This window comes from Streptomyces sp. NBC_00299 (assembly GCF_036173045.1).
GTDB classification, from domain to species: Bacteria; Actinomycetota; Actinomycetes; order Streptomycetales; family Streptomycetaceae; genus Streptomyces; species Streptomyces machairae.
The window spans coordinates 9,250,771-9,272,121 of record NZ_CP108039.1 but is presented as its reverse complement, the minus strand read 5'-3'; the positions used below and the strand labels follow the sequence as shown (position 1 = coordinate 9,272,121).

The window sequence follows — 21,351 nt, the reverse complement described above, 5'->3', positions numbered from 1 at the left end:
AGTGCGTAGGTGCCGTTGCGTTCGCACGCGCCGCGACCCTGCCGTCCGAGAGAAAGACAACTAGAGTGCGACAGATCCTCAGCAGGGCACTGGCCGTGGCCGCCACCACAAGCGCCCTGTCCCTGTGCGGCACATGGGCGTTCGCGGCCCACGATCCACAAGGCACAGAGGCGGATGCGCCCACAGCGCCGTCGAGCCGTGCGTTCCAGTGGGAGGTCCCGGACGAGCCGTTCGACGTCAAGCAATTTGACGCCATGCACTCCAAGGTCGAAGACACCATGTCCCGGTTCGACAAGATGTGGGGCCAGGACTCGCAAGACACGTCCGGGCACCACACAGGGGAACCGTCCGCGAACGGCCGTGGGGACGCGTCCGGCACACGGGAGACATCCGCATACGGGCCCGATGAACCGTCCGGGTACGGGCCGTCGGAACCGTCCGGGTACGGGCCCGACGAACCGACCGGATACGGCTCGGAGGAACCAGCCGGGTACGGCCCCGACGAACCGGCCGGATACGGTCCCGACGAACCGGCCGGATACGGCCCGGACGAACCAGCCGGATACGGCCCCGACGAACCGGCCGGATACGGCCCCGAGGAGCCGCCCAAGCCCACGCCTCCGCCGCACACCACCCCGCCGGCCTCACCTACTCCGACGCCGACCAGGCGTGCACCCGAGAAGCCGGCCCCGCACGGGGAGTTGCCCGACACCGGCATCGATGAAGGTGTCCTGGCCGCCATGGCCGGCGGCGGAGCGCTGCTGGCCGCCGGGACCTTCTTGTACCGGCGAGGCAGGGCCGCGTCCCGCCGCTAGCGCATCACATACCGGACGCCACCGTGGCGGCGCGGAGCACACATCGGCTCCGCGCCGCCGCGGTCTGTGCGCCGGCAGCCGTGCTGCTTCCACGCACAGCAGCAGTCCCCCTCGGCCGGCCTGGAACTCATCGCGCCCGCAGGGAGCTCGCCGTCTCTCCGGTGCGTTCGCGAAGCAGGATGCGCAGGGTGTTGGCGTGTTCGTAGCCGACTTTGCGGGCGATGGCTTCGAGGGGCAGGTCCGTTGTCCGCAGCAGGTGTGAGGCGTGCTCGACACGCAGGTCCTGGACGAAGCGGACGGGTGAGGTACCGAGCGTGCGGCGCACGATGCGCTGGAGCGTGCGTTCGCTGACGCCTAGGGTGCGTGCCGCGTCGGCGATCGAGACCGGCTGGTCCAGGTGCACCCGGGCCCAGCGCTCGAAGGCCGCCAGCGTGGGGTCGCTCTGTGCGAGGGCCGAGGTGATCGTGTACGCGGCCTGCGACGGGCGCTCGTCGACGACGAGGTAGCGCGCAACCAGATCCGCGAGGGCCGGGCTGCTCATCCGTACGATCGCGAGCGCCAGGTCGACGTGCCCGAAGGCCGCGCCGGCCGTCGTCACCCCGTCGGACGTGGTGACCATGCGGGTCTCGTCGACGGTCACCGCCGGGTAGCGCTTACGGAAGTACGGTGCGAGCCACCAACTCGTCGTGGCCCGGTGCCCGTTCAGCACCCCCGACTCGGCCAGCAGAAACGTGCCCGTGCAAGCGGACGCGATGGGGGTGCCACGTTCCCGCGTCGCGGCCACCAGGCGTCGTACCGGCTCGGTGGCCGAACCCGACACATGGGCGATCAGGGCGTCGGGCCGTCGCTCGGCCAGCGCGGGCACCAGCAGCAGGTCCGCGCCCTTCGCCGTGTCCGCGGGGAGAGTCTCGACCACATGCCCGGCTCCGGTGCGGATCCGGCGGCGAAAGCCGACCGTGGAGACGTTCCAGGCGGGCGGTGGTTTGGGGAGTTCCTCGCGCATGGCGTTCGCCCCGTCGATCACGTCGAGCAGGGCGGAGAGCCCGGAGTCGAACACGCCGTCGTACGCCAGTACCGCCACATCCATGACGGAAACGATATCGGATGCGTCGTTTCCGACGCTGGGCGAGACGACTGCGGCGGCCTAGTTTTGTGGTGTCCGGACGACATCCGGTGCCCGGGACCAGCACCGAACGTTCACCGATGACCAGAGACAACCGCACGTTCAGCCATGACCACAGACAGGAATGCAGCATGACGAAGCTGGGACTGCTGGCCCGCATCGAGGCCAGGCCGGAGTACGCCGAGAAGGTGGAGGCTCTGCTGCGGGACGCCGTCCAACTGGCGCAGCAGGAGGAGCACACCGTCACCTGGTTCGCGTTCCGGCAGGACGCGACCACCTTCGGGGTCTTCGACACCTTCGCCGACGAGCAGGGGCGTCAGGGGCACCTCCAGGGAAAGATCGCCACCGCGCTGATGGGGGCGGCCGAAACCATGCTCAGTGAGGCACCGGACATCCGGCCGGTCGACCTCCTGGCGGTGAAGCTCCCCTGATCCCGCCGCCGGCCGGCAGCGCCCCGACCTGCGCTGCCGGCCGGCGCACTCCACACACGTGCGCATCGGCCACGGCCCCGACCCGGCCGACCGAGGCAGACTGAGGAAGAGAGACCATGGCACAGCCCGCTACCAAGGACGGCAGCACCACCGGCGACGGGGTGCCCTCCGCCCGATCCCGCTCACGTACGCACACCTGGCAACCGCCGACGAGCTACGCGACCGCCGGCGCCCGTACGGGCATCGAGCTGGCCCGTATGAGCCTGGACGGCCGCCTGCCCGAGGCCCCGATCTGCACCACCCTCGGGTTTCGCCTCGTGGCGGTCGAGGAGGGGCAGGCCGTCTTCGAGGGCGAGCCTGGAGAGCATCTCTTCAACCCCATGGGCACGGTCCACGGAGGCTTTATGGCCACCCTCCTCGACTCCGCGCTCGGCACCGCCGTATTGAGCGCTCTGCCGGCCGGCCGTGCCTACACCACCGTCCAGCTCGGCGTGAACATGGTCAGGCCGGTGTGCGACACCACTCCCACGCTGCGCTGCGAGGGCACCGCCGTCCACGTCGGCCGCACGACCGCGACCGCACAGGCACGGCTCGTCGGAGCAGCCGACGGCAAGCTGTATGCGCACGGGACCGCCACCTGCGCCGTGTTCCCCCTGCCCGGCGCGGACTGAGGGTGCGTATGAGCGACGTGAACCGGACGACGGTCGTCAACATGAAAGGGCATCGCGACGACCCGGACTACGCGGACGTCGTCTACGTCGGCCGCGCGATGCGCCGCGGCGGATGGGACCTCGATGCCTCACCGCTCGCAAGTCCCTTCCGGCCCGGCCGGGACGGCACCCGGGAGGCGGTGATCGAGAAGTACCGGACCCATCTGCTGAGCCGTCCGGACCTGCTCGATCTGCTGCCCGCCCTCCGTGGCCGCAGGCTCGGCTGCTGGTGCGTTCCTCAGCCGTGCCACGCGCAGGTCATCGCCGAACTGGCCGATTCGCTCGCGCCGTAGCGTGTGGTCCCGGAGGCGGGCCGGTCCCTGGCTCAGTCATCCGCCACGAAGCGCTCAGCGACGCCCAGGGCGGCCGCCATGATGCTCAGCTGCGGATTCACCTCCGGGCAGCTCGGCAGCACGGACCCGTCGGCGACGAGCACCCCGCGCACGCCACGAAGGCGTCCCTCGGCGTCGGCCGGTGACCGCTCCGGGTCCGTCCCGGCGGCGGCCGTGCCCGTGGGGTGGAACGCGGACATGTGCAGGTGCCGAGCCGTCACCGTGTCGAGCAGCGCCTCCAGTTGCTCGGGCGTGCGAGCGCGTGGGGCATGCGGAACGCCGGTCAGTACCTCCTCGGCGCCGGCGGCGAACAGCAGGCGGCCCATGGCGCGTTGGGCTCGGAGCAGGCGCCGGGCATCGCGCGGTGCCAGGTCGTAGCGCAGCAGGGTGCGGTCCCGGCCGAGGACACGGCCCGAGGGACGGTCGGCGACCATGGCGCCGAGGGTCGCCAGTTGCTCCGTCTCCTCCACTTCGCGGCGCAGTTCGCGTCCGACGCCCGGCAGCACGAACGAACTCATCCCCGGGGGCGCCGCGGTGGCTTCGATCAGGATGCCTTCGGCGTGCAGTTCTTCCACTCCTACGCTCTGCAGGACCCCTTTCCAGCCGGTGACCGGGCGGCTGAAGCGGCCCGCGACGCTGATGGCCGGGTGCACGCTGAGGTTCCGGCCGATCCGAGGGTGCCCGCCGAGACCCGAGCGGCGCAGCAGTTGCGGGGTCTGCAGGGCACCGGCGGCGACCACGACCAGGGAGCTGAGGATCTCCAGTTCACTGCCGTCGGGGCGGCCGACCACCACTCCGGCGGCCCGGGGACCGCCGGGCCGGTCGCGGTCGGTGAGGATCCGCAGGACGCGGGCGCCCGTCACGATCGCGGTGCCGGCCGCGCAGGCGTCGGGGAGCACGGACAGCTGGACGCTCTGTTTGGCGCCGGTGGGGCAGCCGACCACACACTGGCACGAGCCCCGGCAGCCGGGGGCGTTGCGGCGCAGGGGTGCCGCGGCCCAGCCGAGTTCCTTCGCGCCGGCCAGGGCGAGCAGCCCGTTGTTGCCCAGGACGTCCATCGGCTGGCGCGCCACTCTAAGGGTGCGTTCCACCTCGTCGAGGTGTGCGTCGAAGCCCTCGGCGACGTCGAATCCGTGGTGGGTCAGCCAGCGGGTGACGACGTGGTCCGGTGTGCGGTAGCAGGTTCCTGAGTTGACGACGGTGGTGCCGCCGACCGCGCGGCCGACGGGCAGGACCAGCGGTGGGTTCCCGAGGGCGAGCGTGGCGCCGCCGTCCCGGTAGAGGTCGGTGAAGCGGTCGAGGGGAGCCCTGCGCCCGAAGGACGCGGTGGTGTGGTGCTCCCCCTCCTCGACCATGACGACTCGCAGCCCCGCGCGGGCCAAGGTCCGGGCGGCCATCGCGCCGCCCGCCCCCGTTCCGACGACGACGGCATCTGCGGTGGAACGTGTCGGCCACTCCCGGGAAGGGGTGCAGTCGAGCGGCGGATCGTCGGCCGCGGTCACTGAGGTTGCGGACCCTTGGTGCGCGGTCCGTGCGGTGCCGGCCGCCAGCAGCACCGGGACCTTGACCGCGTCCAGCAGGGGCAGCAGGGCCCGGTGGGAGGCGAGCGACGCCATGACGTGCTCGCGTTCCGCGGGCCCGAGTGCGGGCAGCCGCCGGCCCGTGCGGGCGACGGTGTAGGCGTTGATCGCCTTGGTCGCGCCGTGTATCGCGATGCGGGCGGGGGCGGGCATGGCAGCCAAGAGCGTCTCGAGGCGCCGTGGCACGGCCCGGGTCCACTCGGCCGTGCCGTCGTCCGCGAGCAGCGTCTCGGCAAGAGCGGTAAGTCCAGGGGAAGTTGAAGGATTCATCGGTCGCCGACCTCCGCGTGGGCGGTGCCGGAGAGCCGCCAGGTGGCCTCCGGACGCCATGTGCCCCACCAGCGTTCCACGCTGACCACGGCGTCCGCGGTCTCGGTGTTGCGGCACACCGCGGGAGATCCGTCGGGGTCGGTGTAGTCGAGGGCCAGCGTCCGCTCCGGCGGCTGGGTCACCGTCACCCGGATGCGGCGCCGGCCCGCGCGGCCGGTCACGTGCCACTCGGGCAGACCGATGTCCGCCCGGAACCGGCCGAGTCCCGCCCAGCCCACGGCGGCGCGCTCGGCGCGACGGGGCCAGGTACGCCCGTCCTGCAGCAGGCGCAGGAACACCAGGGGTGGCAGTCGGTCGAGTCCGCGTCGCATGGATACCGCGGCGACGATCTCCAGGACGTCACCGCCGCCGAGGTCCGCGTGCAGCCACGCCCAGCGCCGGGCGTTGCCGTGGCCGTAGATACGGGCGCTCGCGCCGACCGCCCGGTCCAGCCGCAGCTCGTCGGCCCCGTACCGGACTGTTCCGCTGTAGTGGCAACGGGCGGCCGGCAGCATGTGACTGGCCGGCAGCCAGGGGCGTCGCCACGACCAGCGGGGGAAGGTGTGGACCGGCGCGCTCAGGGGCGTCTCGGTGAGCGACCAGGTGAACGGCCCCGCACAACCGGTGAGACGGCCGGGCCGGGCGCTGATGTCCTTGGTGGCGAAGCCCTGTTGGTCCTCTGTCCACGGCACGGGGCCGAAGCGTGCGTGCTCGGCGGGGCCGTCCTTCGGGAAGACGGCGACCCAGCCGTGTGCGTAGGCGCCGGAGCCATCGGTCGGCGCCACCACTTCGTGGTGCAGCCACACTCCGCTGCCGGTCACCGGATCGGTCAGGGTCGTGTACCAGACCTCCGTGCGCCCGGGATTCCCGTCCCACCGCGAGGCCAGATACCGGTCGGCTGCGGGTGCGGGTGCGGACTGCGCCGAGGGCGGGAAGCGGAAGCTCGCCAGGAAGGGCAACAGGCCGGTGGCGAGGGGGAAGCGGAGTGTGCCCTCGCCCACCCGTTCGCCGTCCTCGTAGAGGGTGTACGGCAGCAAGGTCATGGAAGAGAGCGGGCGCGCGGGCGAGATGGACTTCCAGCCGTCCAGCACCAGGCGCCGGCCCTCCATGGCGAACGTGATCCGGTAGCGGATCCTGCGGCGGGCCAGCGGCGAGATCTCCAGCTCACCGGCGGCTTCGGCATCGTCCGCCCGCCCGGCTATGCGCACCCTTCCCGTCAGGCGCGCCCGAGTCGTGCGGTGGGGCAGCATCAGGTCGTCGGACCGGACCACAAGGTCCAGGCGCATCGGGCGCTCACGATCCTCGTCGCTCAGGTGCACACGCCCCAGCATCGCCTCCTGGAACTCCGTTCCGCGTGAGGTCACAGCGCACCGTCCCGGCGTTCGCGCGAGCGCGCCAGGCCCTCGAGCATGATGCGTTCCGTCGCCGACAGATAGGCGCCCGCCGCGACTCGCGCCGCCTCGGAGTCGCGGGCGGCGACGGCCTCGACGACCGGCGCCAGACGGTCGTGGGCCGCGCCGGCCTCCTTGAAGGGCCCGACCAGCGCTGCGCGCACCGGCAGATAGGCGTTGAACAGGGTGTTGGTCAGCAGGACATACACGCGGTTGCCCGTGGCACGGGCGAGCGCCCGGTGCACCTCGGCGTCCGCCAGCTGCACGTCGTCGGCGCCGTCCGCGTCCCCGACCGCCGCCAGCAGCGCCCGCAGCTCGGCGACCTGGGCCTCGGTGGCCCGGTCAGCGGCACGCTCCGCGATCAACGCCCCGATGCTGCGCCGTACTTCGAAGATCTCACCGATCCAGTCCGGACTGTGCCGCACGAGCATCGGCAGAAGATCCGCGCCGCCGAGGCGCAGGAAATCCCGGACGCGGGTCCCCACCCCGTGTCGCGTCTCCAGGAGCCCTGACTGCGCCAGCCGGCCGAAGGCATGCTTGAGCGTGGTGCGGTTGACGCCGAACTCGTCGGCGAGTTCACGCTCGGGGGGCAGATAACTCCCCGCCGGATGCCGCCCGGCGAGAATGTCCTCGCGCAGCCGTTTCTCAAGGACGTCGACGACGGTCTCGCGTGGCAGTGCTTCCATCCCGGCACCTCCAACCGTGCTGTGGATCAGTGACTCATCCACTGAACCACTAATATTGACCTCGGGTCAACGAATGTTCCGCGGAACGGAGTTCGACGTGCGCTCGGCCTGGCCGGCAGGACGCACGCGTCCCCTGCCGCGGGATCGGGAACGCCGCCTCCGGGAGTGAGCTGGGAGGTCGTGTTCGGGTCTGGAGGCCACCGTAGTTGGTGCGGGACACCGACTTTGTAACCCCGCCGACGCAGTGCCCTATGCCAACTGCCGGGCGACGGCGTCCTGCGCGGCGGGCGACAGCAATGGGCCGGTCCGTTTGAGGAGGCCGTAGAGCCCGGGTCCGTGCTGCTTGGCCAGTTCCGCGTTGTGTGCCAGTACATCGAGTTCGTTGGCTGCCGTGATCTCGATAAACGCCCGCAGGTCGTCGGGCGTTGGACGGTGCTCACGGCTGGTGAAACGGTCTCGGAAGACGACTGCGGCGGTGCCGTCGAGACGGGGATAGACGGTGGCGCGGTCGCAGCTGGCGTACAGGTACACCAACGCCTCCGCCCGTTCGCCGATCAGCGCGACGAGCGTCGCCCGGTCGGTGAGGGGAAGCAGGGTCGGTGCGAAACCGTCGGTTCCGTACGTCGCATGGCACAGACCCGCTGCCCGGACGGCGGGATCGGCTCCCCAATCGGCCAACAACCGCTGAACGCGCTGCAGATGCTCCAGCAAGGTGCCACCGGGATGAGGCATCGCGGCGGCTCCCCGGTCCATCAGAAATGCCTCGACAGCCGCTTGGCCCTGTCCGGTCAGCGGTCGTTGCCTGGCTGATGCCATGGTTCGGATGTCCTCTCACCGGTGTGGCGGTCTCGGTCGTCGGCGTCGCCCTGCCTCTCGGCGCGCCGCTCATCGGTGCTTCATCGGTGGTTCATCGCCGGCTCCCCGCCTGCGGCGATCGATGAGGGTCGGTGCGTACGTGTGCACGGACCCCTTGCAGGCCGAACAGGATGAGAAGCTCGACCGCGCCGCCGTCGGCGCTGCCCAGCCAGTGGGGCAAGGACGTGTCGAACTCGGCCGTCTCACCGGGCGGCAGCGTCAGGTCGCGCTCGCCGATCACGAGCCGCAGGCGTCCGTTGAGCACGTAGAGCCATTCGAAGCCCTCGTGGGTCTGCGGGGTCGGTTCGAGCGGTTCCGGTGAGGCCGGGATGATCATCTTGAACGCGTGCACCCCGCCCGGCCGCCGGGACAGGGGCACGAACGTCATCCCGAACCGGCTGATCGGCTTGAGGTGGATCCGGGGATCGCCGGTGCGCGGGGCGCCGACGAGCTCGTCCAACGGGACGTCATACGTGCGGGCCAGCGGCTGCAGCAGTTCCAGGCTCGGCCGGCGCTGCCCGCTCTCCAGCCGGCACATAGTGCTCTCCGAGACGCCGGTCGTCGCCGCGAGGTGGGCGAGGTAATGCCCCGGGCACGACGCAGCGCACGAAGGCGCGGCCCCACACCGTCAAGCACGTCGTCGTCCGTCTTGCGGTCCATCAGGCCATCTTGCCGTAACCGCAAGATTTCGTGCCAGGTCGTGGGGTGCGTGGCAAGACTGAGTGCATTCCGGCAGGACGCGACACGACACCTCACGGCTCGGCCGCGCGATGGACGTGGTCGTGATCGAAATCATCGTCGTGGTCGTGGTCATGGTCGTGGTCGTGGTCGTGGAACCAGGATCCGACATCTGCCACCCGAGCCCGCGGGAAGTCGCCGTGGGTATGGACCTGCCCCAGGAAGGGAGACCACGGTGCCCAACACCAAGCGCCGCAACCGCCGCCGCGACACCCCGCCGCCCCGGACCGGAAGCAACGAGTCCGAGGTCCTGCGCGGATTCCTCAACTACCTCCGCACCTCGATCGCCGCGAAGGTCGACGGCGCTCCAGAGCTGCAAGTGCGAACAGCCGCAGTGCCCTCGGGCACGAACCTGCTCGGCCTGCTGAACCACCTGACCTTCGTGGAGCGCTCGATGTTCCTCGGGGAGGACGTCACCGACTGGCACGCGACGTTCCGAGCCGCACCGGCGGACAGCGTGGCCGATGTCGTCGCCCGCTACCGAGACGCGGTCAAGCGCGCGAACGACGTTCTCGACGCGTGCCCCGATCTCGGCGCACCGGTCCCCCGGCCGCAGCCGGACCGCCCCGCTCCCAGCATCCGCTGGGCACTCACCCACATGATCGAGGAGACCGGCCGGCACGCGGGCCACGCGGACATCCTCCGCGAACTCATCGACGGCACGACCGGCCGCTGATCCACCTTCTCCAGGAAGGGAACCCATGATCACAGCACCCCGGCCGTCGCCGCGCCGCTTCCTCCGATCCGCGCGCCCAGCGGCAACCGTCGTGCTCACCCTCCTGCTCACCCCGGTTCGCCGGCACCTTCCGACACGGGTTCGCCGACGTCGACGGCGTGCGTATGCACTACGTGACCGGCGGCAGCGGAACGCCGGTCGTGCTGCTGCACTGTTCTGTCCCCAGGTCTCGTTCCGTGGCACGGCGTTCGGCGGCACCTCTGCCCGGTCGCCGTTCACGGGCGCCGAGATCAACGAGTACGCGCGAACCTACAGCCGGCCCAAGTCCCGTCGGACGGCTTCGAGCTCTACCGCGCCCTCGACAAACCGGGACGCCACCCGTATCCACTCACAGGAGCCCTCCACCATGCACGAATACGACGTCACCGTGACTACCAGTGCCTCGCCGGCAATCGTGTGGAAGCTGCTGGTCGACGCGGCAAGTTGGCCGCTGTGGTCCAAGGTGGACAGTCTGGACACGACACGGTCGGTCGACCTCGACCCCGGCGGCGACGACGGCGTCGGCGCCGTCCGCGCTTTCCGGACGGGACGCACCGTCACCGGTGAGCGGCTGACCGAGAAGGTCGAGCAACGCCTCCTGGCCTACGAAGACGCGTTCAATTCGTCGATGCGCAACTATCACGCGCGCATAGAGCTGGCTCCGACGGCGACCGCGGGCACGGTTATTCACTGGTACGGCACGTACGAGACGAGCAGACTGTGGGCCTTGGTCATGCCGCGCTACCTCCAGAAGTTCATGCAGGGAATGGCGGAAGGCCTGGCCCGTTACGCAGAGGAGTCGAAGCCGACTCAGTGATGCCTACGGTGATAACCGGCAAGGGAGAGATCGTGAACCGACCACTGCTGTTCCTGGATGTGGACGGGCCACTCAACCCCTATGCGGCCAACCCAGAGAAGCGCCCCGACGGCTACATCACACTCAGGGTGCCCCAGGACAGCGGGAACCCGGGGGAACCCGGAGGACTCTCGGTTCGGCGGCGGCCTCTGCGGGTCTGGCTCAACCCTGAGCACGGGCAAGCCTTGCTCCAGCTCGACTACGAGCTGTGCTGGGCCACCACATGGATGGACGACGCCAATCGGTGGATCGCCCCGGTGCTCGGCCTTCCCGAGCTCCCCTTCGTCGAGTTCGGCGACGCCCTGCTCCAAGAGCGCCCCGACGGAGTCCACTGGAAGACCGGTCCCCTTGTGGACTACGCCAACGGTCGTTCCTTCGCCTGGGTGGACGACGAGCAGAGTGATCTCGACGACGTGTACGTAACCGCCCACCACCGGGGTCCTGGTCTTCTGCACCACGTCAACCCCCGAATCGGCCTCCGTGAGGACGACTTCCGCACGCTCGCCGAATTTTCGGATTCACAGGTCGCCCACTCGGGGGCGACAGAGGCGACCGGCACACAAGGAAATGAAAGCGGTACGGGCCACTAACAAAATATGCCGACTCCGTGACGAATACCGAAAGTTGCTGTGGCGGGAAACCCTCCATTCCAATGGAGGACTGTCATCGCCGGGGTAACCTGACGGCGACTCACGCCAGAGGGAGACTCGTTGTGTCCACGTTCGTTGTGTTCGACCTTGAGTTCACGTCATGGCCGGGGGCACTTGAGCAGGACTGGGGCGCGACCGGTCAGCTTCGCGAGATCGTGCAGATCGGTGCGCTGCGCCTGCGCGAGGACTGTTCCGTCGTCGAGGAGTTCGAGGCGTTGGTGCAGCCCATGGCCAACCCCCGGCTTTCCGCGTACTTCACTGATCTCACCGGCATCGACCAGGAGACGCTGGATCGAGAGGCGATTTCTCCGTCAGAGGCACTGGGCGAGTTCCTGGGGTTCTGCCGGGGCGAGTCGGTGCTCTCCTACGGCAACGACATGGTGGTTCTCGGGGAGAACGTGGGCTGGGCGCGAGCGCGAGGCGAAGAGGTCAAGAATGGGTACCTCGCTGCCCATTTCCTGAATATCCGACCTTGGTTGAATACTCTCGCCCCGGAGACGGCGACGGTCAACGTGGGGCGCCTGTGGCAGGTGCTCGGTCTCCCGAAGCCCGCAGCCGGTGAAGAGCACTCCGCGCTTTTCGACTGCTATTCCTTCGCCGCCGCCCTTGAACACCTGTGCAGCACCGGCGCCGCCCTGCCCGACGGATGTGTGCGGCGCCCTTACAGCGGCTAGCCGCGATCGTTCATGGGTCCGGGGGGTGAGGCGACCCGCGGTGTGGCTGCTCGATTCGAGGGCCAAACGGAAAAGGCAAGGAGAGATGTCTCCTTGCCACTCTCAACTTATAGCGCGCCGGGGGGCTTGCCGCAAGGCCCGGGTCAGGGCGCAGAATCGTCGGCCGATGCCACAACCTGCGGAAACGGGGGCACGGCGTGCGTGTGTTGTTGTCGACGGCAAAGTTGGTAGCGAAGTGATTGAGCAGTACGTGGTGGATCTGCACGAGGTCGACGAGACGCAGGTCGCGGTCGTCGGCGGCAAGGGTGCGCATCTGGGCGGGCTGTCGCGGATCGAGGGCATCCGCGTGCCGGGTGGCTTCTGCGTGACGACGGACGCCTTCCGGCGGATCATTGCGGAAGCGCCGTCGATCGATGGTCTGCTCGAGCAGTTGTCGCGCCTGAACCCGGCCGACCGGGAGGCGATCCGCACGCTCAGCGCGCAGATTCGTCGGACCGTCGAAGGGATCGCCATCCCGGACGATCTCGCGGCGGCGATCACCCGGGCGCTCGGCCGGCTCGGGGAGCAGGCCGCCTACGCCGTCCGGTCCAGCGCGACGGCGGAGGACCTGCCGACGGCCTCCTTCGCAGGGCAGCAGGACACATACCTGAACGTCGTGGGGCCGGCGATCCTCCAGCACGTCAGCCGGTGCTGGGCCTCGCTGTTCACCGAGCGGGCCGTGACCTACCGCCAGCGGAACGGCATCGGCCACCGTACGGTCCTCATGGCCGTGGTCGTGCAGCGGATGGTCTTCCCGCATGCGGCCGGCATCCTGTTCACGGCCGACCCCGTCACGGGCAACCGGAAGGTCGCCACCGTGGACGCCGGCTTCGGCCTCGGCGAGGCTCTGGTCTCCGGCCTGGTGAACCCGGACGTCTTCAAGGTGCGGCACGGCGAAGTCGTCGCCAAGGCGATCGCCGCCAAGCAGCGTGCCGTTCACGCCCTGCCGGCCGGCGGTACGCAGGAAGTGGCGATCGACGCGCAGCGGCAGGAGCAGCCGGCGCTGACGGATGCGCAGGTCGTGCGGCTCGTGGAGCTCGGGCGGCGGATCGAGGCGCACTTCGGCTGTCCGCAGGACATCGAATGGTGCCTGGTCGATGACGACTTCCAGATCGTTCAGAGCCGGCCGATCACGACGCTGTTCCCCATCCCGACGGCCGACGACCAGGAGAATCACGTCTATGTTTCCGTCGGTCATGGGCAGATGATGACCGACCCCATGAAGCCCCTGGGGCTCTCCATGTGGCAGTTGACAGCCATGGTGCCGATGCACGAGGCCGGCGGGAGGCTGTTCGTCGACGTCACCCGGCGCCTGGCCGCGCCCGCGAGCCGCGCCGCCCTGCTGGACGCGATGGGGAAGGGCGATCCGCTGATCAGGGACGCTCTGGAGACGGTCCTCGACCGCGACGGCTTCGTCCCGTCGGTCCCGGACGCGGATCCCGGCAGGCCGCCGGCCGGCGGTGCACCCGCTCCGAACGGGACCGACCCGGACCCGGCCATCGTCACCGAGCTGATCGAGCGCAGCCAGGAGTCCATCGCCGCTCTGGAGCGCGACATCCGGACGAAGACCGGACCGGCGCTGTTCGACTTCCTGGTGGAGGCGTTCGAGGAGCACAAGCGCGTCCTCGGTGATCCGCTGAACATCCGGGCGATCATGGCGGGGATGGAGGCCACGTGGTGGCTCAACGACAAGCTGCAGGAGTGGCTGGGCGAGAAGAACGCGGCTGACACGCTCACGCTGTCCGCCCCCGACAACGTCACCTCGGAGATGGGACTGGCCCTGCTCGACGTCGCCGATGTGATCCGCCCGCATGCGGAGGTGGTGGCGTTCCTGCAGGGTGTCGAGGACGACGGTTTCCTGGACGAGTTGGCGAAGCCGGCGGGCGGGACCGAAGCGCGCGATGCCATCGAGGCCTACCTCGACCGGTACGGCATGCGCTGCGTCGGCGAGATCGACATCACGAGGCCGAGGTGGCGCGAGCGCCCCAGCACGCTCGTGCCCGTGATCCTCGACCATGTCAGGAACTTCGAGCCGGGCGCCGCCGAACGGCGCTTCGAGCAGGGGCGGCAGAAGGCGCAGAAGGAGGAACAGGACGTGCTGTCACGCCTGCGGGCGCTGCCGGACGGGGGCGGGAAGGCCGACGAGGCCAAGCGGATGATCGACCGGGTCCGGGCCTTCATCGGATACCGGGAGTACCCCAAGTACGACATCATCAGCCGCTACTTCGTCTACAAGCAGGCCCTGTTGGCGGAGGCCGAGCGCCTCGTGGCGGCCGGCGTGCTTCCTGAGAAGGAGGACATCTTCTACCTCACGTTCCAGGAACTCCACGACGTCGTGCGCTCGCACCAGGTGGATGGCCCGCTCATCCAGCAGCGCAAGGACGCGTTCCGGTCGTACCACGCGCTCACACCGCCCCGGGTTCTCACATCGGATGGTGAGGCCGTCACCGGGGCGTACCGGCGCGACGGCGTGCCGGCCGGCGCCCTGGTCGGCGTGCCGGTGTCCGCCGGGACCGTCGAGGGGAGGGCCCGCGTCGTCCTTGACATGGCGGATGCCGATCTCGAAGCGGGCGACATCCTGGTCACGCCGTTCACGGACCCCAGCTGGTCGCCGCTGTTCGTCGGTATCGCGGGCCTGGTGACGGAGGTGGGCGGCCTGATGACCCATGGCGCGGTCATCGCCCGCGAGTACGGCTTGCCGGCCGTCGTGGGCGTGGAGCAGGCCACCCGGCTGATCCGGGACGGGCAGCAGATCCGCGTACACGGAACCGACGGGTACGTCGAGATCCTTTCTCCGTCACCGGCCGGACCACGCCCTTCGTGAAGGCCCGAGGCTAGAGCACCGCTTCGAGGATCCCCACGATCTCCCCCTCCGTCGGCTGCCGCGGTGCGTTGCGGGTCACCGCGTCGGCCAGGGCGCCGGAGGCGATCGGGCGCAGCATGTCCGGGCGGACGCCGAGGTCGCGCAGGGGCTGCTTGATGTCGAGCGCGCCGGAGATCTCGCGTACGGCGTCGATCGTGGCGTGGGCCCAGTCGCCGTCGGCGGGCGGGGGAAGGCGTAGCGCGCGGGCGGTCTGCTCGTAGGCGTCCCGGGCGGCCGGGGCGCTGAACTCCAGGACCTCCTCCAGGACGGCGGCGAGGGCGATGCCGTGCGGGGTGCTGGTGTGGGCGGTGAGGGCGTGGCCGATGCCGTGGACCAGGCCCAGTCCGGAGATGGTCAGCGCCTGGCCCGCCAGGTGGGCGCCGAGCATCAGCTGGGCGCGGGCCTCCAGGTCCGAGCCGTCGCGGTGGGCGGCCGGCAGCCAGCGCCCGACCATGGCCACCGCCTGGGTGGCGTACGCGGCCGAGACCGGGTTGGCGCCGCGCGAGGCCAGCGACTCGATGCCGTGGACGAGGGCGTCGATGCCGGTCGCGGCCGTGATCCGGGCGGGCAGGCCGAGGGTCAGCTCCGGGTCGAGGAGTGCGATCCGGGGCTTGACCGAGGGGTGGCCGATGTACACCTTGCGGCAGGCGGCGGCGTCCTCGATGACGCCGAAGCCGTTGGTCTCCGCGCCCGTGCCCGAGGTGGTGGGGATCGCGATCAGCGGCAGGCCGTCGAGCGCATCCCACAGCGCGTCCGCGTCGGCGGCCGCAGCGTCGGTGTTGCCGACCAGGAGCGAGATGCCCTTGGCCGCGTCGAGGACGGAGCCCCCGCCGAGGGCGACGACGACCGACGGGCCGAAGGCGCGCGCCCGGGCGGCGCCCTCGTCGACGTTGCCGGTGGACGGGTTGGCGCCGACGCCGTCGTACACGCCGTGCTCCACGCCCGCCGTGTCCAGGACCTTGAGCACCTGGTCGACGATGCCGGCGGCCCGCAGACCCCGGTCGGTGACGACGAACGCGCGGCTCATGCCGAGGGAGGAGACGAGCTCCGGGAGGTGTGCGATGCGGCCGGGGCCGAACTCGATGCGGCAGGTCGGGTCGATGGTCAGCTGGTCGGTGCGGGACTCGCCCATGGCGTTCGGCTCCTGAAGACGCGGCGGGACGTGCGGTGCTCGGAAGGGGGAGGGACGGTACTCAAAGGGGAGAGGGAGGGGGACCGTACCCCGCCGAGCCGGGACGTTGACCGGCCCGGCGGGACGCGAACGGATCCAGCGGATCACACAGAGCTCAGCGCCGCGTCGTCGTGGGCGGCGGCCGGGTTCGGGAGGCGGAAGTCCGCTCCGGCCAGGGCCTCGTAGAGGCGGACCGGGCTCATCTCGCCGGCCAGGTCTCCGTGGTGCGCCTTCGCGCGGCGGAAGATCTGCTCCACGAGCGCGGACAGTTCCGTGGAGACGCCGACGTCGCGGCCGAGGTCGATGGCGAGTCCGAGGTCCTTGCAGGCGAGGGCCATGGCGAAGGAGTCGTCGTAGTCGCCGTCGGCCAGGACGCACAGGATGTCGTTCTCGAGGAAGTTCGACGCGGCCGGGCTGGCGAGCAGCGAGTTGCGCAGCACGCCCAGGTCCACGCCCGCCTTCACGCCCATGGCCAGCACCTCGGAGGTGGCGACGAGGTGGCTGAACCACAACAGGTTGATCATGAGCTTGACCGTGTAGCCGGCGCCGAGCGGGCCGACGTGGAGCACCTTGTCGGGGTCGCCCATGGCTTCGAGCACCGGCAGGCACATGCGGAAGTCGTCCGCGGTCCCGCCGACGAATATCTGCAGCCGCCCGGCTTCGGCGCCGCGTGCCATGCCGCTGACGGGGGCGTCCAGACGGCGTACGCCGCGCCGGTCGAGCACCTCGGCGGCGACCCGTTCCGCGGCGGCCGGCGTGGAGGTCGACATGTCGATCCACAGGGCGCCTTCGGGCAGCGCCTCGGCGGCGCCGCCGCGCAGCAGCACGTCCTCGACGATGCGCGGATTCGGCAGCATCGTGACGAGCAGTTCGGCATCGGCGGCGCATGCCGCCGGGGTGTCGGCCCAGCGCGCACCGAGCGCCATGTGCTCGGCGGCGGCCTCGGGCCGGGCGTCGTGCACCGTGACCAGGTGGCCCGCGTGGATCAGGTGGCGGGCCATGTGGCTTCCCATGTTGCCCAGTCCGATGAAACCGATCCTCATCGTTGTCCTCGCTACAGCTCTGTAGGGGTGTGCAGGTGAAAAGTGTGCAGGTGACGGGGTGGAGTGAGGTGGCGGCCCGGTCAGGCCAGGTTGATCCAGGTCGTCTTGAGTGCCGTGTACGCGTCCAGCGCGTGCAGGGACTTGTCGCGTCCCGCGCCGGTGGCCTTGAAGCCGCCGAAGGGGGTGATGACATCGCTGGCGTCGAAGGTGTTGATCCAGACCGTGCCGGCCCGCAGTCGCTTGGCGGTGCGGTGGGCGACCGTGACGTCCCGGGTCCAGACGGAGGCGACGAGCCCGAAGTCGCTCTGGTTCGCCAGCCGTACGCCCTCGTCGGTGTCGCCGTCGTACGACACGACGGCGAGGACCGGACCGAAGATCTCCTCCTGGCCGACGGCGGACGTGTTCGCCACACCGTCGAGCACGGTCGGCTCGACGAAGGTGCCGCCGGTCTCGGTGAGGGTGCGTCCGCCGCCGAGGAGCACCTGCGCCCCGTCCGTCCTGCCGCGCTCGATGTAGCCGAGGATCTTGGCGAGTTGGGCCTCGTCGACGATGGGACCCATGACGGTGGCGGGGTCGAGCGGGTCGCCGACGCGGAAGGTGTCGGCGGTGATCCGCTGGACGGCGTCCAGGAGTTGGTCCTTCACCGACGCGTGGACCACGACACGGGAGCCCGCGTTGCAGGTCTGCCCCGCGTTGTAGAAGATGCCCCATGCCACGGCGGACGCGGCGGCCTCGATGTCGGCGTCGGCCAGCACGAGCTGCGGCGACTTGCCGCCCGCCTCCACGGCGACCTGCTTGCCGTTGGACTCGCCCGCGTACACCTGGAACAGCCGGGCGACCTCGGCCGAGCCGGTGAAGGCGATCTTGTCGACCTCGGGGTGCCGGCCGAGGGCCTGCCCCGCGACCTCGCCCCGCCCGGGGATCACGTTGAACACGCCGTCGGGCAGCCCGGCCTCGGTGGCCAGTACCGCCAGCCGCAGGGCTGCGAGGGAGGTCTGCTCGGCGGGCTTGAGGACGAGGCTGTTGCCGGTGGCGAGCGCCGGAGCCAGCTTCCAACTGGCGATCAGCAGCGCGTAGTTCCACGGCACGACCGCGCCGACGACGCCCAGCGGCTCCCGGGTGATCAGGGCCAGCGCGTCACCCGGAGTCGGGGCCACCTCGTCGTACGTCTTGTCGATGGCCTCGGCGTACCAGGCGATGGTCTCGGCGGCCTTGTCCACGTCGATGCGTACCGACTCGGTGATGGGCTTGCCCATCTCCAGGGTGTCCAGCAGCGCCAGTTCCTCGGCGTTCGCCCGGATCAGGTCGGCCCAGCGCAGCAGGACACTCTTGCGTTCCCTCGGCGCCAGGTCGCGCCAGCGGCCGTCCTCGAAGGCGGCACGTGCGGACCGTACCGCCCGGTCGACGTCGTCAATGCCGGCGGCCTGGACTTCCGCGAGCACGGCGCCGTCGCGCGGCGAGACGCTGGTGAAGCTGTCGCCGGAGGTGGCGTCGGTGAAGGCGCCGTCGATGAAGGGGCGTGTCTCGAAGGTGAGCTTGCTCGCCGCGGTCAGCCACTCGTCGTGCGAACGCTTGAGCAACTCGTCTATGGTGTACGTCACTTGATCCTCCAGCGGTCGATCGCGTCCTCGTCCAGCTCGACGCCGAGGCCGGGCCTGTCCGGGATTTCGAGGTCGCCCTCGGCGTTCACGCGGACGGGCTCGGCGAGCATGAAGTCGCGGCGCTCGGGGGTCCAGCCGGGCGGGTCGTAGGGGAACTCGAAGAAGGGGCCACCGCCGACGCCCGCCGCGACGTGCAGGTTGGCGAGCACGCCGATGCCGTTGGTCCAGCTGTGCGGGGTGAACTGACGGTGCTTCAGCTGCGCCAGTTCGGCCAGGGTGCGGGCGCGGTGCATGCCGATCGCGAGCACCACGTCCATCTGGTAGATGTCGAGGGCGTCCTCTTCGAGGTAGCGCAGCAGCTCGGTGGGCGAGTGGTGCATCTCCCCGGCGGCGATGCGGACGCCGGGGTTCTCGGCGCGCAGCCGCTTGAAGCCGTTCAGGTCGGCGTACGGCAGCGGCTCCTCGACCCAGAACACGTCGAGCTCGGCGAGGCGGGCGATGGTCTTGCGGGTCCCCGCGAGGTCGGAGGCGTTCGCCGTGTCGCCGGCCATCCGCCAGGACTGGTTGAGATCGACCATGATCTCGAAGTCGGCCCCGAGTTCCTCGCGCACGGCACGCACCGCCGCGACGCCCTCGTCGATCCGGGTGCGGTCGATACGGATCTTCATCGCGCGGAAGCCGGCCTCGCGCACCCTCAGGGCCGTGGCGACACGCTCCTCGGGTGACTTGAGCTCGCCCGAGGAGGCGTATGCCGGCAGTCGCTTCGCCGCGTTGCCGAAGAGCTCCGACACCGGGCGGCCGTGCACCTTGCCGATGATGTCCCACAGGGCCGCTTCCAGGGGCCAGTAGTGGGCGCCGTGGAAGTTGGCGGTCTCGATCGCCTTGACGTGCCGGGTGATGTCGAGGGGGTCCTCGCCGACGAACAGGTGCTTGTACGTCTCGAAGCCGTCCATCAGGTCGCCGGAGCCGATGCCGGTGATGCCCTCGTCGGTGTGGACGCGGACGATCGTGGCGTCGAAGTGCCGGCGCGGCTCGGGGTCCCAGGCGGCGCGGAACGGCGGGTCCAGTTCGAGGCGCAGCCGGTCCAGGGTGATGTCTGTGATCTTCATCGGGCGAGCACCTCGGCGGTCGGCGTGTAGAACGGGTTCGTCGGCCCCTGCTTGGCGGCGGCCTGTACATCGGAGACGGTGGGGGTTCCGGTCACGGCGGCCCGTATCGCGTCGTGGGCGGCGGCACGCTGGTTGCGGAAGGACTCGTCCAGGTCGTCGACCGCGGGGTTGATCCACATCGCGGCGATGATCAGCAGGTCGTCGGCCTCCTCTGCGGGGATCAGCCCTGCGTCGACCGCGTCCGAGATCCCCTGCGCCAGCCCGGCCTGGGCGGAACCCCAGGTGGCACGCTGGTGCAGCTCGCCCTCCGCGGCGGCCTTGGCCACGAACAGGGTCAGCGGCTTCACGGGGACGGACGGCCGTACGACCGTCATGAACGGGACGTGCCCGGCGCTCGGTGTGGCCAGTGCCGTCGCCCAGGCGGTCTCGACGGGGCCACCCTTGCGCCCGATCACGACGTTCGTGTGGGCGGCATTGGCGCCCTCACCGACGAAGGACTCGCCGATGAGCGCGGTCGGGGCAAAGGGCGAAGGCATGGGATCTCCTGGATCTCCGGGAGCGGGGAGCTGTGGCGGGCCGGTGGACCCGGCGAGTGAGCGCAAAGCTCGCATACCTCGCAGTTCATCCGGCTCGATGCGGCGAATCTAGGTCGGCCGCCATCCCCTCGCAAGGCGGTCGCGGGAATCGAAATGCCGGTTGCTCTCCTGACAACTTCCTCCCTGACCTGGGGGTTCCTCGGACTGCGTGCCCGCATACGATGACCTGCGTGACCGACTCTTCCTCGGCTTCCCGCGGACATGGCCTGCGCCGCGACATCGACCTGCTGGAGGCGCTCGCGTCCGACGAGGCGCAGAACGCCGGCGGGCTCGGCGTCGTACGCCTCGCACAGCTGGTGGGCCGCGAGAAGACGCAGGTCTCCCGGGCCCTGAAGGCGCTCGCCGCCGAGGGCATCGTCGAGCGTGACCCCGACACCCTGGAGTACCGGCTGGGCTGGCGGCTGTTCTCCCTGGTGGCCCGCACTTCCGAGAGCCGCCTGGTGCGGGTGGCCGAGCCGGTCATGCACACCCTGTCGGCGGACCTGGAGGAGACCAGCCACCTGTGTGTGCTCAGCGAGCGTGAGGTCCTCACCCTGCTGTCGGTCTCCGGGCACTCCTTCCGCGTCCACGGCTGGGAGGGGCGCGGGGTGCCCGCCTGGCGGCTGTCCGCGGGCCGCGTCCTGCTCGCCGACGCGACACCGGACGAGCTGTACGTCCGCTTCGGCACGACGGGTGAGATGCCGGTGCAGGAGCTGTGGGCCCTCATCCAGGACGCCAGACGGCTGGGTTACGCGCGGGTGAGCGAGGAGTTCGAGGAGGGCCTGGTCGGGGTGTCGGCACCGGTGCGCGACTTCCGCGGCCGGGTGGTCGCGGCCATCAACATCTCCGCCCCCAAGTCCCGGCTCGGCGACCGCCTCGACGTGGCGGGGCGTACGACGGCACGGGCGGCGGGGCGGGTGTCGTCGCTGCTGGGCTGGGAACCCCGGCGCACGCCGCAGCTGCGCGCCCGCCTGACCTGACGGCTCCACCGCTGCCCGTGCTCGCGCGCAGGACGACCGGGTGAGCGAGTTGCCCTCACAGCAACCACGGTTGCGATCCGCCGAGGTTGTCTTGTCGGCCTCATG

At 70.4% G+C, this 21,351-nt stretch carries 20 protein-coding genes and 1 pseudogene; 10 read left to right on the top strand and 11 right to left on the bottom strand.

Annotation, left to right across the window (positions count from 1 at the left end; translation table 11 throughout):
* Positions 1–65 precede the first annotated feature (65 nt).
* Positions 66–815, top strand: a complete 750-nt coding sequence (locus tag OHT51_RS41165; RefSeq protein ID WP_328884013.1) for an LPXTG cell wall anchor domain-containing protein — start codon at positions 66–68, stop codon at positions 813–815.
* A gap of 127 nt (positions 816–942) precedes the next feature.
* Here OHT51_RS41165 and OHT51_RS41160 read toward each other — a convergent pair whose 3' ends face one another.
* Positions 943–1,902 carry a GlxA family transcriptional regulator gene (locus OHT51_RS41160; protein ID WP_328884012.1) on the bottom strand — a complete coding sequence of 320 codons (960 nt, stop codon included), beginning with the start codon at positions 1,900–1,902 and terminating at the stop codon, positions 943–945.
* 167 nt (positions 1,903–2,069) lie between these two features.
* On the opposite strand from OHT51_RS41160, the gene OHT51_RS41155 reads away from it, so the two are divergent.
* From OHT51_RS41155 to OHT51_RS41145, 3 genes are all read left to right on the top strand, one after another.
* Positions 2,070–2,369, top strand: coding sequence for a putative quinol monooxygenase (locus OHT51_RS41155; protein WP_328884011.1), 300 nt, complete (start codon positions 2,070–2,072; stop codon positions 2,367–2,369).
* Between the two features lie 116 nt (positions 2,370–2,485).
* Entirely contained in the window at positions 2,486–3,040 is a 555-nt protein-coding gene (locus OHT51_RS41150; RefSeq protein WP_328884010.1) for a PaaI family thioesterase, read from the top strand.
* 17 nt (positions 3,041–3,057) lie between these two features.
* Complete coding sequence (locus OHT51_RS41145) at positions 3,058–3,372, top strand: DUF4326 domain-containing protein (protein ID WP_328884605.1); 315 nt, start codon at positions 3,058–3,060, stop codon at positions 3,370–3,372.
* A gap of 32 nt (positions 3,373–3,404) precedes the next feature.
* Here OHT51_RS41145 and OHT51_RS41140 read toward each other — a convergent pair whose 3' ends face one another.
* The 5 genes and pseudogenes from OHT51_RS41140 to OHT51_RS41120 all read right to left on the bottom strand — a co-directional run bounded on the left by OHT51_RS41140 (position 3,405) and on the right by OHT51_RS41120 (position 8,892).
* Entirely contained in the window at positions 3,405–5,261 is a 1,857-nt protein-coding gene (locus OHT51_RS41140) for a GMC family oxidoreductase (RefSeq protein ID WP_328884009.1), read from the bottom strand.
* A complete protein-coding gene (locus OHT51_RS41135; protein WP_328884008.1) occupies positions 5,258–6,664 on the bottom strand; it encodes a hypothetical protein in 1,407 nt (468 codons plus the stop codon). Before OHT51_RS41135 ends, OHT51_RS41140 begins: the two co-directional genes overlap by 4 nt.
* A complete protein-coding gene (locus OHT51_RS41130; protein ID WP_328884007.1) occupies positions 6,661–7,377 on the bottom strand; it encodes a FadR/GntR family transcriptional regulator in 717 nt (238 codons plus the stop codon). The genes OHT51_RS41135 and OHT51_RS41130 overlap by 4 nt, the downstream gene beginning before the upstream one ends.
* Positions 7,378–7,626: 249 nt before the next feature.
* Complete coding sequence (locus tag OHT51_RS41125) at positions 7,627–8,130, bottom strand: DUF6817 domain-containing protein (protein WP_328884604.1); 504 nt, start codon at positions 8,128–8,130, stop codon at positions 7,627–7,629.
* A gap of 154 nt (positions 8,131–8,284) precedes the next feature.
* Positions 8,285–8,892 (bottom strand): annotated as a pseudogene (locus tag OHT51_RS41120) (helix-turn-helix domain-containing protein).
* A 253-nt stretch (positions 8,893–9,145) separates the two neighbouring features.
* Here OHT51_RS41120 and OHT51_RS41115 point away from each other — a divergent pair.
* The 5 genes from OHT51_RS41115 (at position 9,146) to rph (ending at position 14,728) form a co-directional block, all read left to right on the top strand.
* Entirely contained in the window at positions 9,146–9,646 is a 501-nt protein-coding gene (locus OHT51_RS41115; protein ID WP_328884006.1) for a DinB family protein, read from the top strand.
* A 406-nt stretch (positions 9,647–10,052) separates the two neighbouring features.
* Positions 10,053–10,502 carry an SRPBCC family protein gene (locus OHT51_RS41110; RefSeq protein WP_328884005.1) on the top strand — a complete coding sequence of 150 codons (450 nt, stop codon included), beginning with the start codon at positions 10,053–10,055 and terminating at the stop codon, positions 10,500–10,502.
* A 32-nt stretch (positions 10,503–10,534) separates the two neighbouring features.
* Positions 10,535–11,131, top strand: a complete 597-nt coding sequence (locus OHT51_RS41105) for a hypothetical protein (RefSeq protein ID WP_328884004.1) — start codon at positions 10,535–10,537, stop codon at positions 11,129–11,131.
* A gap of 122 nt (positions 11,132–11,253) precedes the next feature.
* The gene (locus OHT51_RS41100; RefSeq protein WP_328884003.1) at positions 11,254–11,865 is read left to right on the top strand and encodes a 3'-5' exonuclease; all 612 of its coding nucleotides are present in this window, start codon (positions 11,254–11,256) and stop codon (positions 11,863–11,865) included.
* 235 nt (positions 11,866–12,100) lie between these two features.
* Positions 12,101–14,728 (top strand): rifamycin-inactivating phosphotransferase, encoded by a 2,628-nt coding sequence (rph, locus tag OHT51_RS41095; RefSeq protein WP_328884603.1) that lies wholly within the window; start codon positions 12,101–12,103, stop codon positions 14,726–14,728.
* A 10-nt stretch (positions 14,729–14,738) separates the two neighbouring features.
* Here rph and OHT51_RS41090 read toward each other — a convergent pair whose 3' ends face one another.
* The 5 genes from OHT51_RS41090 to fae all read right to left on the bottom strand — a co-directional run bounded on the left by OHT51_RS41090 (position 14,739) and on the right by fae (position 20,227).
* Entirely contained in the window at positions 14,739–15,899 is a 1,161-nt protein-coding gene (locus tag OHT51_RS41090) for an iron-containing alcohol dehydrogenase family protein (protein ID WP_328884002.1), read from the bottom strand.
* A gap of 143 nt (positions 15,900–16,042) precedes the next feature.
* Positions 16,043–16,981, bottom strand: a complete 939-nt coding sequence (locus OHT51_RS41085; RefSeq protein ID WP_328884001.1) for an NAD(P)-dependent oxidoreductase — start codon at positions 16,979–16,981, stop codon at positions 16,043–16,045.
* An 80-nt stretch (positions 16,982–17,061) separates the two neighbouring features.
* Positions 17,062–18,582 carry an aldehyde dehydrogenase gene (locus OHT51_RS41080; protein ID WP_328884000.1) on the bottom strand — a complete coding sequence of 507 codons (1,521 nt, stop codon included), beginning with the start codon at positions 18,580–18,582 and terminating at the stop codon, positions 17,062–17,064.
* Complete coding sequence (locus OHT51_RS41075) at positions 18,579–19,691, bottom strand: mandelate racemase/muconate lactonizing enzyme family protein (protein WP_328883999.1); 1,113 nt, start codon at positions 19,689–19,691, stop codon at positions 18,579–18,581. The genes OHT51_RS41080 and OHT51_RS41075 overlap by 4 nt, the downstream gene beginning before the upstream one ends.
* The gene (gene fae / locus OHT51_RS41070; RefSeq protein WP_328883998.1) at positions 19,688–20,227 is read right to left on the bottom strand and encodes a formaldehyde-activating enzyme; all 540 of its coding nucleotides are present in this window, start codon (positions 20,225–20,227) and stop codon (positions 19,688–19,690) included. The genes OHT51_RS41075 and fae overlap by 4 nt, the downstream gene beginning before the upstream one ends.
* A gap of 221 nt (positions 20,228–20,448) precedes the next feature.
* Here fae and OHT51_RS41065 point away from each other — a divergent pair, with 221 nt between their 5' ends.
* Complete coding sequence (locus OHT51_RS41065; RefSeq protein WP_328883997.1) at positions 20,449–21,246, top strand: IclR family transcriptional regulator; 798 nt, start codon at positions 20,449–20,451, stop codon at positions 21,244–21,246.
* Positions 21,247–21,351 lie beyond the last annotated feature (105 nt).

What these genes read in the sequence shown, in the direction of transcription:
- OHT51_RS41160 (WP_328884012.1), bottom strand. Translation starts at nt 1,902, where the DNA reads ATGGATGTGGCGGTACTGGCGTACGACGGCGTGTTCGACTCCGGGCTC.
- OHT51_RS41155 (WP_328884011.1), top strand. Translation starts at nt 2,070, where the DNA reads ATGACGAAGCTGGGACTGCTGGCCCGCATCGAGGCCAGGCCGGAGTAC.
- OHT51_RS41150 (WP_328884010.1), top strand. Translation starts at nt 2,486, where the DNA reads ATGGCACAGCCCGCTACCAAGGACGGCAGCACCACCGGCGACGGGGTG.
- OHT51_RS41140 (WP_328884009.1), bottom strand. Translation starts at nt 5,261, where the DNA reads ATGAATCCTTCAACTTCCCCTGGACTTACCGCTCTTGCCGAGACGCTG.
- OHT51_RS41130 (WP_328884007.1), bottom strand. Translation starts at nt 7,377, where the DNA reads ATGGAAGCACTGCCACGCGAGACCGTCGTCGACGTCCTTGAGAAACGG.
- OHT51_RS41125 (WP_328884604.1), bottom strand. Translation starts at nt 8,130, where the DNA reads ATGGACCGGGGAGCCGCCGCGATGCCTCATCCCGGTGGCACCTTGCTG.
- OHT51_RS41110 (WP_328884005.1), top strand. Translation starts at nt 10,053, where the DNA reads ATGCACGAATACGACGTCACCGTGACTACCAGTGCCTCGCCGGCAATC.
- OHT51_RS41090 (WP_328884002.1), bottom strand. Translation starts at nt 15,899, where the DNA reads ATGGGCGAGTCCCGCACCGACCAGCTGACCATCGACCCGACCTGCCGC.
- OHT51_RS41085 (WP_328884001.1), bottom strand. Translation starts at nt 16,981, where the DNA reads ATGAGGATCGGTTTCATCGGACTGGGCAACATGGGAAGCCACATGGCC.
- OHT51_RS41075 (WP_328883999.1), bottom strand. Translation starts at nt 19,691, where the DNA reads ATGAAGATCACAGACATCACCCTGGACCGGCTGCGCCTCGAACTGGAC.
- fae (WP_328883998.1), bottom strand. Translation starts at nt 20,227, where the DNA reads ATGCCTTCGCCCTTTGCCCCGACCGCGCTCATCGGCGAGTCCTTCGTC.
- OHT51_RS41065 (WP_328883997.1), top strand. Translation starts at nt 20,449, where the DNA reads ATGACCTGCGTGACCGACTCTTCCTCGGCTTCCCGCGGACATGGCCTG.